The organism is Xylanibacter ruminicola, from assembly GCF_900142525.1.
Classification (GTDB): Bacteria; Bacteroidota; Bacteroidia; order Bacteroidales; family Bacteroidaceae; genus Prevotella; species Prevotella ruminicola_A.
On the sequence record NZ_FRBD01000037.1, the window covers coordinates 1 to 14,535 of the forward strand.

20 protein-coding genes and 2 pseudogenes are annotated in these 14,535 nt (G+C 43.6%); 15 read left to right on the forward strand and 7 right to left on the reverse strand.

Going from position 1 to position 14,535, the window contains the following annotated elements; translation table 11 throughout:
* Window positions 1–105: 105 nt before the first annotated feature.
* A complete protein-coding gene (locus tag BUB86_RS16300; protein ID WP_073211645.1) occupies window positions 106–567 on the reverse strand; it encodes a transposase in 462 nt (153 codons plus the stop codon).
* 52 nt (window positions 568–619) lie between these two features.
* Here BUB86_RS16300 and BUB86_RS16305 point away from each other — a divergent pair.
* Window positions 620–925 (forward strand): annotated as a pseudogene (locus BUB86_RS16305) (ester cyclase); the annotation flags it as partial.
* Between the two features lie 47 nt (window positions 926–972).
* On the opposite strand, the pseudogene BUB86_RS16310 reads toward BUB86_RS16305, so the two are convergent.
* The 4 genes and pseudogenes from BUB86_RS16310 to BUB86_RS16325 form a co-directional block, all read right to left on the reverse strand.
* A pseudogene (locus tag BUB86_RS16310) lies at window positions 973–1,107 on the reverse strand (YjbQ family protein); the annotation flags it as partial.
* A gap of 223 nt (window positions 1,108–1,330) precedes the next feature.
* Complete coding sequence (locus BUB86_RS16315) at window positions 1,331–2,197, reverse strand: radical SAM mobile pair protein B (RefSeq protein WP_027454042.1); 867 nt, start codon at window positions 2,195–2,197, stop codon at window positions 1,331–1,333.
* Window positions 2,184–2,873, reverse strand: a complete 690-nt coding sequence (locus BUB86_RS16320; RefSeq protein ID WP_024990706.1) for a radical SAM mobile pair protein A — start codon at window positions 2,871–2,873, stop codon at window positions 2,184–2,186. Before BUB86_RS16320 ends, BUB86_RS16315 begins: the two co-directional genes overlap by 14 nt.
* A gap of 10 nt (window positions 2,874–2,883) precedes the next feature.
* A complete protein-coding gene (locus BUB86_RS16325; protein WP_024990707.1) occupies window positions 2,884–3,651 on the reverse strand; it encodes an MBL fold metallo-hydrolase in 768 nt (255 codons plus the stop codon).
* Between the two features lie 143 nt (window positions 3,652–3,794).
* On the opposite strand from BUB86_RS16325, the gene BUB86_RS16330 reads away from it, so the two are divergent.
* The 4 genes from BUB86_RS16330 to BUB86_RS16345 all read left to right on the forward strand — a co-directional run bounded on the left by BUB86_RS16330 (window position 3,795) and on the right by BUB86_RS16345 (window position 6,169).
* Window positions 3,795–4,688 carry a helix-turn-helix domain-containing protein gene (locus BUB86_RS16330; protein ID WP_024990708.1) on the forward strand — a complete coding sequence of 298 codons (894 nt, stop codon included), beginning with the start codon at window positions 3,795–3,797 and terminating at the stop codon, window positions 4,686–4,688.
* Between the two features lie 45 nt (window positions 4,689–4,733).
* Window positions 4,734–4,856 carry a hypothetical protein gene (locus BUB86_RS18190; RefSeq protein WP_262503413.1) on the forward strand — a complete coding sequence of 41 codons (123 nt, stop codon included), beginning with the start codon at window positions 4,734–4,736 and terminating at the stop codon, window positions 4,854–4,856.
* Between the two features lie 306 nt (window positions 4,857–5,162).
* Window positions 5,163–5,531: a YccF domain-containing protein gene (locus tag BUB86_RS16340; protein WP_073211654.1), complete on the forward strand. Its 369-nt coding sequence runs from the start codon at window positions 5,163–5,165 to the stop codon at window positions 5,529–5,531.
* A gap of 212 nt (window positions 5,532–5,743) precedes the next feature.
* Window positions 5,744–6,169 (forward strand): Hsp20/alpha crystallin family protein, encoded by a 426-nt coding sequence (locus BUB86_RS16345; RefSeq protein ID WP_073211657.1) that lies wholly within the window; start codon window positions 5,744–5,746, stop codon window positions 6,167–6,169.
* 62 nt (window positions 6,170–6,231) lie between these two features.
* Here the strand turns inward: BUB86_RS16345 and BUB86_RS18195 are convergent, their stop codons facing one another.
* Together BUB86_RS18195 and BUB86_RS16350 are read right to left on the reverse strand one after the other, a co-directional pair.
* Window positions 6,232–6,360, reverse strand: coding sequence for a hypothetical protein (locus BUB86_RS18195; protein WP_262503414.1), 129 nt, complete (start codon window positions 6,358–6,360; stop codon window positions 6,232–6,234).
* 410 nt (window positions 6,361–6,770) lie between these two features.
* Window positions 6,771–7,118 carry a hypothetical protein gene (locus BUB86_RS16350; protein ID WP_073211659.1) on the reverse strand — a complete coding sequence of 116 codons (348 nt, stop codon included), beginning with the start codon at window positions 7,116–7,118 and terminating at the stop codon, window positions 6,771–6,773.
* 519 nt (window positions 7,119–7,637) lie between these two features.
* Here BUB86_RS16350 and BUB86_RS18200 point away from each other — a divergent pair.
* From BUB86_RS18200 to BUB86_RS16395, 10 genes are all read left to right on the forward strand, one after another.
* Window positions 7,638–7,766 (forward strand): hypothetical protein, encoded by a 129-nt coding sequence (locus tag BUB86_RS18200; protein ID WP_262503416.1) that lies wholly within the window; start codon window positions 7,638–7,640, stop codon window positions 7,764–7,766.
* Window positions 7,763–8,269, forward strand: coding sequence for a DUF6169 family protein (locus tag BUB86_RS16355; protein ID WP_073211662.1), 507 nt, complete (start codon window positions 7,763–7,765; stop codon window positions 8,267–8,269). Before BUB86_RS18200 ends, BUB86_RS16355 begins: the two co-directional genes overlap by 4 nt.
* A gap of 104 nt (window positions 8,270–8,373) precedes the next feature.
* Entirely contained in the window at window positions 8,374–9,582 is a 1,209-nt protein-coding gene (locus BUB86_RS16360; RefSeq protein WP_073211664.1) for a hypothetical protein, read from the forward strand.
* Window positions 9,579–10,577 (forward strand): hypothetical protein, encoded by a 999-nt coding sequence (locus tag BUB86_RS16365; protein WP_073211667.1) that lies wholly within the window; start codon window positions 9,579–9,581, stop codon window positions 10,575–10,577. The genes BUB86_RS16360 and BUB86_RS16365 overlap by 4 nt, the downstream gene beginning before the upstream one ends.
* Before the next feature lie 10 nt (window positions 10,578–10,587).
* On the forward strand, window positions 10,588–11,220 hold the full coding sequence (locus tag BUB86_RS16370; protein ID WP_073211670.1) for a hypothetical protein: 633 nt from the start codon (window positions 10,588–10,590) through the stop codon (window positions 11,218–11,220).
* Window positions 11,221–11,351: 131 nt separating this feature from the next.
* Window positions 11,352–12,008: a VWA domain-containing protein gene (locus tag BUB86_RS16375; RefSeq protein ID WP_073211673.1), complete on the forward strand. Its 657-nt coding sequence runs from the start codon at window positions 11,352–11,354 to the stop codon at window positions 12,006–12,008.
* Window positions 12,009–12,014: 6 nt separating this feature from the next.
* Window positions 12,015–13,109, forward strand: coding sequence for a DUF932 domain-containing protein (locus tag BUB86_RS16380; RefSeq protein WP_073211676.1), 1,095 nt, complete (start codon window positions 12,015–12,017; stop codon window positions 13,107–13,109).
* Window positions 13,110–13,111: 2 nt separating this feature from the next.
* Window positions 13,112–13,441 carry a hypothetical protein gene (locus BUB86_RS16385; RefSeq protein WP_073211678.1) on the forward strand — a complete coding sequence of 110 codons (330 nt, stop codon included), beginning with the start codon at window positions 13,112–13,114 and terminating at the stop codon, window positions 13,439–13,441.
* Window positions 13,438–13,836, forward strand: coding sequence for a hypothetical protein (locus BUB86_RS16390; RefSeq protein ID WP_139261714.1), 399 nt, complete (start codon window positions 13,438–13,440; stop codon window positions 13,834–13,836). The genes BUB86_RS16385 and BUB86_RS16390 overlap by 4 nt, the downstream gene beginning before the upstream one ends.
* Before the next feature lie 6 nt (window positions 13,837–13,842).
* Window positions 13,843–14,433, forward strand: a complete 591-nt coding sequence (locus BUB86_RS16395; protein WP_073211683.1) for an HAD domain-containing protein — start codon at window positions 13,843–13,845, stop codon at window positions 14,431–14,433.
* The last annotated feature ends 102 nt before the right edge of the window (window positions 14,434–14,535 follow it).

The following is a 14,535-nucleotide window of genomic DNA, read 5'->3' on the forward strand; positions in this document are numbered from 1 at the left end:
TGCCTAACGTTTCCTTGTGTTGGTAGTACGCCTGCCAACTTTTGCCAAACAGCCGGCAGAGAAGGCCCATGGTTTGGCCCTTGACCTTCTCTGCGGCAAGCGTCTTTACTGTTTGGCACCAGATTTTTTTCTGATCGGAATCTTGAATGTTTTCTCGGCCTCGTCAATCATCACGTCCTTTGCATGATTCATCCACTCTGCCATCTTCAATGCTTCCGCCAGGCGCTTGTTCTCTTCCCTGAGACGGGCCAGTTCCTCGGCCTCACTCTCAACTGGCTTTAGACTCTTTTTTGACATATTAGGCGGATTTTGTTTAATATCTGAAGTTCCATTGCTTTTTTCTGGAGGTATCTTCATCTTACCGCTTGCAAAAGCATTAATCCATCTATGGATGGTTAATGTACAAACGCCAAAATCTCTACTTAATTGTGCTACCGGAACATGATTTTGAAGATATTGTCTAACAATCATGCTTTTTTGTTCATAAGTGGCATGGTGTTTGGCGCTTCTGTGCTTCAGCGCCATCTCTTGCAACTCTAACAAATTTGACTCTTCATTTTTATCCATTTTAAAACGTTGTTTTTGATTCAACGTTTTTCAGGGTAAGACACCCACCTCACCAGAGCCTATGAAGGGCTTTGAGGGCTATATGGGGGTGCTGGCAATGATGCGTGGTGCGATGCCTGATATTCAGTGGAAGATAGAGGAAACCATTTCCGAGGGTGACAAGATTCTGGTACGCTACACGATGACTGGCACACAGACACAGCCGCTAATGGGCATGCCAGCCACAGGCAAGAAAATTTGTGTTACGGCCATGAACATCTACGAGTTCAAGGACGGAAAGATTATCCGTGAGCATGGTTTACCTGATATGTTCTCACTTCTAATGCAACTTGGGGTAATTCCCGTTCCAGGACAGTGAAAATAGCTAATCCGCTATCTCAAAAAGGTAGCGGATTTTTCATATCCTTATTCGCCTATGATTGTTATCACCAACTCTCTGGAACCACCACAATTACGATATTCGCAGAAGTAGATACCCTGCCATGTGCCGAGATTCAAGTGTCCATCGGTAATAGGAATAGTGATGCTTAATGTTACAATGTTACAAAGTTACTTTGTGACGTTTTCGGCTGCGGAGCCTACTTGTCGTTTACTCCAGTGGTGGCGGTCGGTCTTGCTAATCCATCCGTCACGCATCCAACGAGAGATGATCATACGCATGGCTGGCATACGACTTAGGGAAACGGCTTGTTAATGCTGCAAAATAAAACCGCATACGGCAGTATTGTACGTATGCGGCAATATAATTGAAATCGAAGTCATGCTATCGCGTCAGCCTGATTTCCTCGTGGTAGAAATAGTTGACCACGACGGGATGGCCATACTCTGAGCGACCATAGGGCAGGTCGTTGATGACGTAGGGCATCTGGTGCTCCTTCGTGTAGGCTTCCACCTGCAGGGCGAGCGTCTGCCAGTAGTCACGGCGCTTGCGCTTGTAGATGTCGTCGTAGAGCGGTAGCAGGTCGGGATGCTCTTCGCGGATGTACTGCATGATGGTGGGCTTGAACTGTCCGCGAAGGTTCAGGTTCTCCAGCCATACAAGGTCAGAATAATCCTTAACACGCTCGATGATGGCAAAGACATCGGTAATGCCTGGGAAGATGGGTGACACGAAGCAGACGGTGCGGATGCCCGACTCATAGACCTGCTTCATTGCAGCCAGTCGTCGCTCGATGCTGGGCGCATCGTCCATCGCTTCCTTGAACTGCTCGTCGAGGGTGTTTACAGACCACGATACCGTGACGCGCTTGAACGTTTTCAGCAGGTCGAGGTCACGCAACACGAGGTCGCTCTTCGTGGTGACGATAATCTCGCAGTCGGCACCCTGTAGCTGTTCCAGCAGTGCACGGGTACGCTTGTATTCAGCCTCCTGCTCGTTGTAGCCGTCTGTCACCGAACCGATGACGATGCGCTCGCCGTCGTACTTGTGCGGATTGGTTATGGCAGGCCAGTACTTCACGTCGAGGAAAGTCCCCCACGGCTCGGTATGACCTGTGAAGCGCTTCATAAAAGAGGCGTAACAGTACTTGCAGGCATGGGTACAGCCCACGTACGGATTGACGGAATAACCGCCCACAGGCAGCGATGACTTTGTCATCACCGACTGCACTTGTTTGTCATTTATAATCATAACCCTGTTGTTTTAATACTTCCTTAAATTCCTGTGGCAACTCCTGTACCATATTTGCCTCCCCCATAATGGGAACGAGGTCTTCCTTCATGAAAACGGGAATGTTCAGCCGGTGTGCCTGTTCTGTCAAATTCTCCACCCAACTGACTTCCGACACGGCCTTGCCCTTGCGCTTACCCGTTTCCGTTCCTATCACAATCCAGCTAATGCCGTGCAAGTCAACCTCTCCAATATCGTTGAACATCGGCTCGAAGGTGACATGCAGGTGAGTTGAACCTACATTCTCCCGCAACTGGTCGATACGCTGCTTTTCCTTCGAAGAGGTCACCGTGACTCCAAACCATCCGTTGTCGGGTGTAACTGACATGTGCAGCAGGTCGGGCCGTTTACTGAGAAACAGATATTGGTGCTGCACGTTCTGGCGCATCTTGTCGAACACCAGTTCACGCCATTCGTCTTTCCACCCCGCGAGGTCACTCATGCCTGTCAGCAGCCAGTTGTGGGGCTTCGGATTGCCCATCAGCCGCAGCTTGCCAGGATAGAATTCCGGCACAGAGAAATCGTCTGTAATGTGGTAGCGACGACAATTGTTGCGGGCATAGCAATAACTACAGCCGATATTACAGCCAATCACAAGATTCATGTTCTGAATCAGGTCTTTGATACAAACACTCATCGTCTCTCGTTTACTTGCTGACATTTACGCTCTCACCGTCCTCGGGAATGTGGACGCGCCCGGCCACTCCATGCTCCCTGGCAGCCTGAAGGAGTGCGGCACGGGTGACGTGATTGTGGTTCACGCCCTCCAGGTGGGTGGCCACGAAGGTGGCCTTCGGTGCGTAGTCCATCGTCTTCAGCACATCGGGAATGTGCATGATGACATGCCCTCCCACATGAAACTTGTTGCCGCCAGCATTGACTATCACCACATCGGGCTGCCAGCGGTCAAGGTTGCGACGCACACCACTATACCAGATGGTGTCGCCAGCCAGATAGGTCGTAGGCTCCGCAGGGTGCTGGAACACATAGCCGCAGGTGTGGCCGGCCTTCGGCAGCATCCACCAGTGGCCGTGATGGCTCTCAGCCTTCGACAGACGAACATCGCCCAGCTGCATCTCGCCCTCAATCACTTTCACCTGCTTGAACCCATGCGACACGACCACCTCACGGTCCAGCTCGTCCTGCACGACGATGAGCATTTCCTTCGGCAGCTGCTCATAAGCGGCATCGTCTATGTGGTCAGTGTGCAGATGGGTCAGCAACACGCAGTCCACATCCCTTAATAGTTCGTCCACCGTCATCGGCAGGTCGTGAATCGGGTTGCGCAATTCCTGATGGTGCGAGAACGGGAACGGCGGCATACAGCCCTTTTCGCCCAGCATGGGGTCTATCAGCATCACCTTACCGGCATACTCAATCTTAATCGTAGCGTTTCTAATCTGTTGAATCTTCATGTTCTTTTCTGTTTTTTTGATTTCTGGGTGCAAAGGTACGGCGAAATGTTAAAGATGTCTATACCAGAACAACATGTTGTTATGCCATTTTGATAAATCACGCTTTTTTCGTACCTTCGCAGCCGAAATCATATAAAAGAGGTATGGCAAAAACAACATACAGGCTCGTAGAGGTGCCTTTCAGCAAGACGGAATGTGGTGTAGATTTCTTTATCAACACCGCCCATGGCAGTGAGCGGAGGGGCGTGCTGACGGAATACCCCGTGTTCAAGACCGATTTTTTCGAGATGTTCTTCTTCCGTAAGGCCAATGGCTATCTGTTGCTGGGCTACCAGAAGATAGAACTGCGCGATGGCATGGTGCTCATCCTGAAGCCCCACCAGCAGCAGGAATGGCACATTGACGAAGATGCCCTCGACTACGATTTCCTTATCTTCCGCAACGACTTCATGCGTACGTTTATTGCCGACAAGTTCTTTGTCTATCGCCTGCAGTACTGCCAGCAGACCGACACGCCACCATACTTCATGGCAACAGCCGACGAACTGACGGAATACGAACGGCTGCTGAAGAAAATCCGCAGCGAACTGCGCCAGCCTGTAGCCGACAGCTACCATATCATCGTCAGCGTGCTCTACTATCTGCTGGCCGTCTTGAACCGACGCTATACCGAGACATATAGTCTGCCCTTTGAACTGCCGAAGAACCACTACGCTTTCCTGTTTGTGGAACTGATGGAGCAGCACATCCGCGACCTGCAGCGTGTGCAGGAATATGCCGACCTGATGCACGTCAGCCGGGTGACGCTTAACCAGAGCGTCATGGCGCAATATGGTGTTCCAGCCACCGTCCTGCTGAAGCAACGCCTGCTGGCCGAAATCAAGAACGGACTGTTGTTCAGCCACAAGACGGTCAGCGAGATTGCCTACGACTTCCACTTCTCAGAGCCTTCACATCTGATGCGGTTCTTCAAGAAAGCCACAGGCAAGACGTGTACACAATTCCAGCAAGAATACGAGAATGGAACGTTTGAATAACTCTTTTAGGTAAATTTCAATTTATGAAAGAATGGCTGGTTTCTGATGACTGGCACAGGCGTACCGAAGGATGAGCGCAAAGGGTTAAAGTGGATTCACAAAGCTACCTTCCAAGGCTATCAGCCAGCTATCGACTATTGTAAGGAACACGGATATAAGTGGTATTAAACTATCGAATGATGAAACTGAAGAAACGAAAAATCAAGTATTCGGCAATATTCTTTCTCTGCTGGTTCCCCCTTTTGGTCTTTCTTATTGATGGTGTCCTGAATTTCCAGACATTGGTTGATTATTTCGGCTCGTATGCCTTTGTCGAGACTGCGCTATTGCTTATGGTCATTCTACCAACAATAGCAGTTTACAAATTTACAAAAGAAGAATGATGCCACTCGGCTTTGCCGCTTGCCTAAGCAAGAACTTTTCTTGTCTTTCATGCGTCTAACAGATAGAAACTATTAAAAGGAAATCAGATCAATGAAGACATTAGGAAACATCATCTGGATCGTTTTCGGAGGCTTGCATATAGCTCTGGAGTATTTCATCGCAGGACTGATACTGATGATAACCATCATCGGCATCCCGTTCGGCTTGCAGAGTCTGAAACTGGGTATGCTGGCCATCTGGCCATTCGGTACGAAGGTGAAATGGAAACCATCGCAACCAGGCTGCCTGAGCATCTTTATGAATGTGTTGTGGTTCTTCGTTGGCGGCATCTGGATATGGCTCACACACATCTTCTATGGTCTCATATTTTGCATCACCATCATTGGCATTCCGTTTGGAAAGATGCACTTTAGACTGGCAAAGCTAGCTCTTTCACCTTTTGGGAAAGAATTAAGTTAACACCTCAATGTTTAACCGAGTTTAATAAATTGTCAGCATAGTTTAAGCGAGTTTAAAATCCGTGCCAGTTTGACTTCAGCGATTGTCATTCTGGCACGTATTCTTTCCATAGGCATGTACTTTGCTTATCTGTTAGTGAGAGCTGAAGCGAAAGCAGAGGCAATCAAGTAACAAAATGTCAAATTTAAAAATATAATTAGGAGGTATTGATTATGTTGAACGGATTGATGAAAAGCAACGGTTGGTTCCCAACGATGTTTGATGATTTCTTTAACACTGATTTTATGCCTCGTGCCAATAGTACAGCACCCGCAGTCAATGTCAAGGAGAGTGAGAAGGCCTACACGATGGAACTTGCAGCTCCAGGCATCAAGAAAGAATATTGCCGCGTAGCCATCAATGACGAGGGCAACCTCACCATCGCCATTGAGAACAAACAGGAACACAAGCATGAGGACAGTCACCATCACTATCTGCGCCGTGAGTTCAGCTATTCTAACTACGAGCAGAACTACGTGCTGCCAGACGATGTGGTGAAGGATCAGATTTCTGCCAAGGTTGAGGACGGCATCCTGACCATCACCATGCCGAAGACCGAACCGAAGGAGAAGGTCACCAAGGCCATTGAGGTTTCATAAAACATGCGGACTCAAAACAAAAATCAAAGCCCGACCTGCAATTAGCAAGCCGGGCTTCTTTTCTATTGAATCTTCTGCCAAAGGTTAGTCCCGATCTTCGCGATGAGGCCTTCTTTCACCCAGCGACAGATGATGGTTTTTACTACTGGCGACTCGTCGTCAACAATACTCTTTATTTCTGCTGTATTCATATCTTCTTTTCCGGTTACGGTTACAGCTGTAACCATGTAACCTTTTTGTCGTTTTAATTAATGATTAATGATTGTAATTAATTGAATATGTGTATGTTATACCATATTTACAATCTTATTTCTATCTCTGCGGTTACATGGTTACAGTTGTAACCGTAACCGTTTTTTGGAGTCTCGGAGTGAAGTGTTAGGGATTGCTGGAAGAAGCATTAAGTCTTGCAGGGAGAAGCATTAAGTCTTGCAGGGGAAAAACCTAAGGATAACGGGGAGAACCTCCCGTCTAACCATCGTGCGCCTATACCCAAACGATTGTTCGCCTATACGCAAACGACTGTGCGCCTATACCCAATTTCAATCGCCTAAAATTATAGCGATGCTCCATAAATCCCTCAACCATCATACATCTTACATCATACTTCTGTATAGATATGCTCCTTGCCCCTCGGTGTCTTCAGCAGTTTGGGATTGTCACCCTTCGTCCACTCGTTCAGCTGTTTGCGGGCAGAGTAGAGGGTCAGTCTTGAATAGTAGGCGAACATGCCGGCAGTGATGTATCCATGATGCTTCTGGAGGCACTCGCGCATGATCTGCTCCAGCTTCTCTTTATCGGCCAGAAGTTCCTGAGTGTCAGGATTCTGGTAGCGGCGGAATCCATCGTGCCATTTCCTCATCTCTTCGTTCCACAACTTGCCTGGATTATACTCCACACCATCGAGCCTGACATCACGGTCCTTCACCTCGTCAGTACTTGCGGTCAACACGTAAACCGTCTTTTTTCACCATTGCCTTGATTGTCAGCATCTTACGTTAAAATTTTAGCGGTAAACAAAATAGGCTAAATCAACGGATTTTGACCCCAAAAGAGGGTATTTTGATGCTGTTTAGGTCATATCCTCTCAAAACAAAAACTCCCGTAAGTCTTTGACTCACAGGAGTTTGGAGAGGGTGCCCGGTGGGACTCGAACCCACGACATTCAGAACCACAAGCAGAGTTGCGAATGTCTCATAAACCCTGTATTCATCGGTGTTTCCGCAATTTTCGATTTTTTGTTTGCGGCTATTTTGCGGCTATTTACGCAAGAACCGATTCTTTTTCAATAATTCTCGAAATCTGCTAATGCAGAATAGAAGATTCACTCTTGAACCCATAATAGTCATCATAAAGACGAACTATTATTTAATCTGATTGCAAAGATATAAAAAAAGTTGTAAATGCGTATAACTTTCCAAAACTTTTTGTATCTTTGCAGCCGAGAATAACAATTAAATGAATTATGATGGAGCAAAACAAATTCAAACGCTACGACAGCCCTGAGCAGTATGCTGAAGCTTTCCAGCAGATGATAGATGCTCGTGAAAAATGGCGCGAACAAGTACGTGAGCAGGAGGCCCAGATCGCACAATGACACTTTCTGCAGACATACTAAACCAGCGCTCACCCTACAAGTTAAGTCAGTTGGGTGAGTTTACTTTTCGTTTTGTTACCGATCAGGATATTCATTATACAGTAGGCTTTTATAAAGACACTATCTTTATGGATGATGGTGCCTATCATTTTTTCATAGACAATAGTGAGCATGAACATGGATCGTATGATCCCAAGATTCTTGATGTAGTGACCGTCATTTTGGAAGAATTCTTCAGTCAGGAGCCTACAGTCATGCTCTATATCTGTGACTCTACCGACCATCGTCAGGCAGCTCGCGATCGTCTCTACCATCTTTGGTTCTACGAGTATGCACGTAGCCATGAAATGACTCTCTACAGCGATTCTGTCACTTTCAAGCAGGTTAACTATTATGCAGGAATTCTTATGCGTCACGATCATCCGTTGCACGATATGATTCTCTCATACTACCAGGACTTCTTGAAACATGTGCCACAATTGTATGTACCAAGAGAGAAATAAGGTACAAGGAAAATGCTAATTCGTCTTATATGCAAGGCTTGCATTTGTTTTTTATTTTGAAATGTGCGAGATCCTTCTTATCTTTGCCACAAAATAGTTGAGATATGAAGTATTCTATTGCATTTAGGGGGTTACCCTTCGAGCCAGAAAAGAGACAGGTTATTTATGTGGAAAACCTGTATGATGAACACATCAATGCGATTATCAGGGATATTTATGAGCAATTGAAATGGACTTTCAAAAGGGCAAATCTAGACTTTATCTATCTCCCGATGTTCTTCAACGACGAAGAAACAAAGGAGAAGATTTTGTACTATGCTCCATATCTAACTTCTGAGATCATTGAGAATGCTGAACTGAGGAACAATTATCTTCTGAGCTATATGAGCAATTTGGGAAACAGGGATAAAATCGGTCCTTCCCTAATATATGCTCCTCAAAAGGAAGATAACGAATGGATTTTTCAAGGCCAGTCTATCGATTTAGACGAGAAAAACAAATACTCCTTTTTACGCTTAATTGAAGACTTCATAGCTGATGTGGAGGAGGATATTGAATCTTCTCGTCAGCGACTCCATGTTGTACTTGATGATGAGGAGAGTAATGATGGTATCCTTTATCGTAGTGATGAAGATTGGGTTGAATCTGAACCAAAGGCAGAATATTCGTCTACCCCAGACTTGGGAACAAAATTGGGAAGATGGCTAAAAAAGTTTGGTCATGCGTGCTTAGAAGAAGAGGAAGGCTACCCTTCAGCATCCAGCGAGCCGCCAATGCCAAGTCTTGACGAAATAAACGAGGAGGATGTCAGAGATACTATTGAAGAACTGGAAAGGAATATCGAGAGACTCCGCCTTTTAGGAATACCACTTGCTGCTATTGCTGAGTTTGTTGCCAAATACGAAACTATATCAAAGATTAAATTCACAGACGACCTAAGGATTTTTCTTCCAGATTACAATAACCTTGAAGTTAAGATGGGGGCTTTATATAAGGCTGTATTCTTCCTTTTCATCAATCACCCAGAAGGTATTATTTTGAAAAGGCTGGAAGAGTATCATCATGAACTGACAAACTATTACCTTCAAGCAAGCGGTAGAGATTCATTAACACAAAAGATGTACGAGTCTATCAATACGCTAGAGTATCCTGGCAATAACTATATAAATACGATATTGTCAAAAATCAAAATGTGTTTCAAAGCAACTATTGATGAGCACCTTGCAAAACATTATTTTATTGTTGGCAGGCCTGGCGAACCATACAAGATTACACTTGATAAAATAGAAATAGAATGGGAGGACGAAGAATGAGTGAAGAGAAACAGTTGGAATTGTTCAAGGACAATCGAGACAAAGACATATCATCAATAGACCGTCTGTTTAGAGACGTAAAGCGATATCGTAAAAGTTCTGAATTCAAAAAGAAATTAGACTTTTATTGTGGGTTCCCTTACCTCGGAGTATATAATGCTGCCCTTGTTGAACAACAACGCCCAGGGGCTAGACTTGTCCTTACTACAAAGAAATGGGAGGAGCTGTATAATAGAAAGATTAAACCCAATGCCAGGCCTGTCATTATCCTAATGCCGTTCTACCCCGTTGACTTTTTGTTCGATATTGCGGACACTAGACCTATAGCCAAGAGAGTTGATGATGACGAGAATGAAGCCATTGAAGCGATAATCCATCTTCATAGGGTAGAAAGTACACAAGATGTGTCTTTCTATTACGATAACATGATGAAAAACTTGCCAAAACAAGGCATCTATTATAGTACTGAATATATTACTGGTTCGGAACTACAAGCTGAAATAAGGAAGGATCGAACAGAGAAGTTGCATATACAGATTAACAGGGACTATCGTGAAGAATATAGCAGCTATTTCGCTATTAATGTAAGCATACGAGCCAATAAGACAGAACAGTTGGCTTCTTTGTTTCATGAGTTAGGTCACTTGTTTTGTCAACATATTGATTGCTCATGGTGGGAAGGGCGTTCGTACACCAAAGAAACAAAAGAGTTTGAGGCAGAAATAGTTTCATATCTTGTTTGTCAACGTCTTGGCATTAGAACGAAATCCGTGGAATACCTTTCAAACTATATGGAGGAGAACGAACAGATTCCGCCAATTCTTATTGATTTTGTTTTTCAGGCTGTTGATGCGATTGAACAAATGGCAAAAAGTAACATGGATGTTACGAAATGCCTCCTGTACAAGAAGGACAGGTTCTTCAAGGAAAAAGTTGACAATATCAAACAACAGATAAAGGAAAAGAAAGAAAAGGAAAAACGTAAGACATTGTAGTACAGATAAGATGAAAAAGATTATTGATTATCTCATTTGGGGATTAATGCCTTGGAATATAATATTGGCAATCATAGGCATTGTTCTCTTAGGCGCATTCATAACACGGCAGGTTGCCGGTTACGAATGTGCAGTTTTAGAAACAGGATACTATCATTCAACAAACAAAGAGGACAAATGCAGCTTTATAGAATCTGCAAAAAGGAGCAATTATACAATAAAGAGAACAAGTCAAAACGAAGCAATCAAAAATGGTTATAAAATTTGTCATGAGTGTTTTTCCAAAGACGAACAAGAAAGCTATAACAGATTGATGACTTTCCATAGCCATTTGGACAATTATAGTCAATGGCTAAAAGAACATATGCATGAAGACCTTGGCTGGACAGCTTTAGCTTACAGACACAACTATGATAGTCTATTTGTCTATATTGATTCTAATTCTATCCTACACATCTCTGCTGTCTGTAGTAATTTAGCAGACAACGGGAATGCGCGAAAGGTAAGGCTTGAAGATGTAAATCAAATCAATTCTACCTGTGGTAACTGCGTGGAGCGTAAATATGTTGACTTCATTTACAAGAAAATTAATACAGGGGTCTATGACACATCTCAGATAAAAGACGTAGACGTTGACTTTTGATTATTGGTGATTTCAGTACTTGAAACTTTGGAAATGCAAGGCCAATGCAAGCCTTGCATTTCCATTTTTCTTGTTTTCATGTGATAATACTCCTAACTTTGCACTGTCGAACAATTTAAAATGGTAAAGTTATGGAAGTTAAAAACATTATCAATCTCATGATCCTTGATGCCTCTGGCTCAATGGAAAGTATCTACAATCAGGCACTGAGTGGAGTTAACGAAACTATTCAGACTATTCGAATGAGTCAAAAAGACCATCCGGAACTGCAGCAGTGTCTCACTCTTGTATCCTTCAACTCTGGTAAGGACTATCTGAACGTGAAGTATTCTGCCACTCCTATTGACGAGGTGAAAGAAATCACCAGAGAGGATTATATTGCATGTGGCTGCACGGCCCTCTATGACGCTATGGGAGAAATGATCTCTGAACTTAAGAGAAAGATGACTCCTGAGGACAGGGTCTTGGTGACTGTTATTACTGATGGCTATGAGAACGCATCCATTCATTGGAGTGGCCCACAGATTAAATCCCTTGTGGAGGAACTTCGCCACCATGGCTGGACATTCACTTATATTGGAGCTAATCAGGATGTAGAGGCTGTCGCTGGTAGTATGGGCATCCGCAATACACTTGCTTTCGAGGAAACGGAAGAGGAAACTGCAAAGATGTTCAAGAAAGATCGCAGCGCAAGAAAATTCTTCCTTGACCGAATGGCTGACTTAAGGATGATGGGCTTCAAATGTCTTGAAGAGGAAGATGACTATTTTGAGGAAGACAAAAAGTAGTAGATTATGGCACACAATATTGAAATCAAAGAAGGCCGGGCAAGCTTTGTTGAAAATGGTCGCAAAAGCAGGGCTTGGCATAGGTTGGGCACAGTATATGACAGACCTCTTACAGTAAAAGAGGCTCTTCATGGTTGTCATGCGGATTATAAGGTGGCTCTTCAACCCTTAGCAGTAATAACACCAGATATCCGGCGTGAAATGGATTATGGCAGTGTGATGACGCTACAGCTTAATAATGCTATTGTTCCTAAGTATATGGCTACAATGCGCCTTGATACTCACAAAATGCTGGGAATAGTTACAGAAAACTATGGTGTGGTCCAAAATGAAGATGCCTTTAAGTTCATCGATATGCTAGTTACTGGTAAGTTGACTGATGCTGAGCATACGCCAGTGATAGAGACCGCTGGCGTATTAGGCGAAGGAGAACGTGTATTTGTTACAGCTAAGTTTCCTGAAGACATTATTCTCGACAACAAGGGCAATGATCGCGTTGAAATGTATATCGTATTTACGACATCACACGATGGCTCTGGTGCTGTAAATTGTCTTGTAACACCAGTGAGAGTTGTTTGCAATAATACCCTAAATCTTGCAATGAAAGTGAATTCTGGAAAGTTATCTCTCCGTCATTCTCGAAACGTTATGAATCGTCTCGACCTAAGGAAAAAAGAGAATGCTGAATTTACATATAAAACGCTTGACATGTATGATGTTTATAAGAATTCACTTGAAAAGGAGTTTAAGCATTTGCAAAATATAATGTTGGCAGAACAAGATTTAATGAGAATTCTTGCCGAGGTGACTTATGAGGATGAGGATCTGAAAATTTTTAGGAAATCAAAAGATGTTTATGACTGTGGGATAAGTCAAAGTGCATTTCATAGAATTAACAGAATGCGTGAAATCGTAGAGTCTGGCATTGGTCAGGATAGCGAAGATAAGGGATCTGCCCTATGGCTTATCAACGGGATTACCTCCTATTATCAGAACTATGCAATCTATAAATCAAGCGAAACTAAGTTTGACAGTATCCAGAATGGAACTGCTTCAAGGAAACTTCAAGAAGCTTATAATTTAGTTTTAAGCATTAAATAACTATGAGTGTAGTAAGATTATATGAAACGACTTTGAGCTGTAGTCCTACGGAATTCAAAGAGATACTTTATAAATTTGGTAAGGTTATAGTTGTCGTAGACAAGATAGAAAACGACCTCTCAAAGACCTGTAGAATTGGCGAGAAACTCATAGCGGAACCTGGGCGGCCAGTCATTTCTGCTGCGAAGAGATATATCATCGGGATTAATAATATGCTTATCTATTCTAAAGTTAAGCAAAAGCGGGACAAATCTGTGATATATGTATTGGGTGTTGGAGAAGTTCAAATCAAAGATATTCTTATTTGGTGTAATGCAAGAAAAATGCGTTGAGTATGACTCTTGAAACAGCAAAGCGAATAGTACGAGAACAAGACGAGGAGACCTGCAAAGAGGCACTCGCCATTGTCAGGGGTGGTATGACTATCTGCGAAAAGAATGTAGATGGGAGCAGAAAATATGTTTGGGTTAAAGTGAAACCAACTATGACTGATGATGAATCAAGTATTGACGTGGCTTTGGAGATTCTGAGAATGAGAAAAACCAGCCTGTTGTCACCCACTCCTATAGGACAGGCTCAGACAGAGCCTGTCATACCAAATGTGACAATGCCTTCAAATCTCTCAAATGAGAGTGAAACGCAAATAGCAAGGCAATCCTTCTTCGAACGTATAAAGAATAAGGCTGTGGAAATATGGCATGAAATAGACAGTATTGTTGTAGAGTAAGCAAAGATGGATATACTGAATAATCGATATTTAGAAGCTCTTAGGCGAAATAGGTATGAGGAAGCAGGGGAAGTCCAGCGTTACCTCTTTCTTGATATAGATGGTGTACTGAATACTATTCGCTACAGTAACTTCCTAGTAGATCACCATGAGGATGAAGTCGATGAAGACGGTGCTCTGTTTGATCCTGAAGCAGTCAACAATTTGGCTTGTATCATTGAGAATGTAGTTGATTTGAGGATTATCATCTCCTCTACTTGGCGGCTTAAGGGATGGGAGTGGATGCAACGCTTATGGAAGAAACGTAAGCTTCCCGGGGCGATTTATAGTTTCACTCCCGTATTAGAGGTGGTATGCTTTGTGGATAAGATAAACCGTAAAGATTCAACTTCTGTTTATCCATATGGTACAAGAGCATTGGAGGTTAACGAATGGTTAAGGCTATATGCAGGCCAGAACTCTTTAACCTACAAGTATGTAATCCTTGATGATGTCAATGATTTCTTGGTCATGCAGCAAGAGCATGTGATTATCACAGATCCTAACTTTGGAATTACAAAAGAGAATGTCCTTAAAGCATTGGAGATTCTACTGTAAAGAATTATTTGAGAATGTAAAGTAAACTGTGTCAGGCTACAACAAAATGTAGTTTAACACGTTTATTTTATGATGGCAAACGAAGAAATTGATTACAAGCTG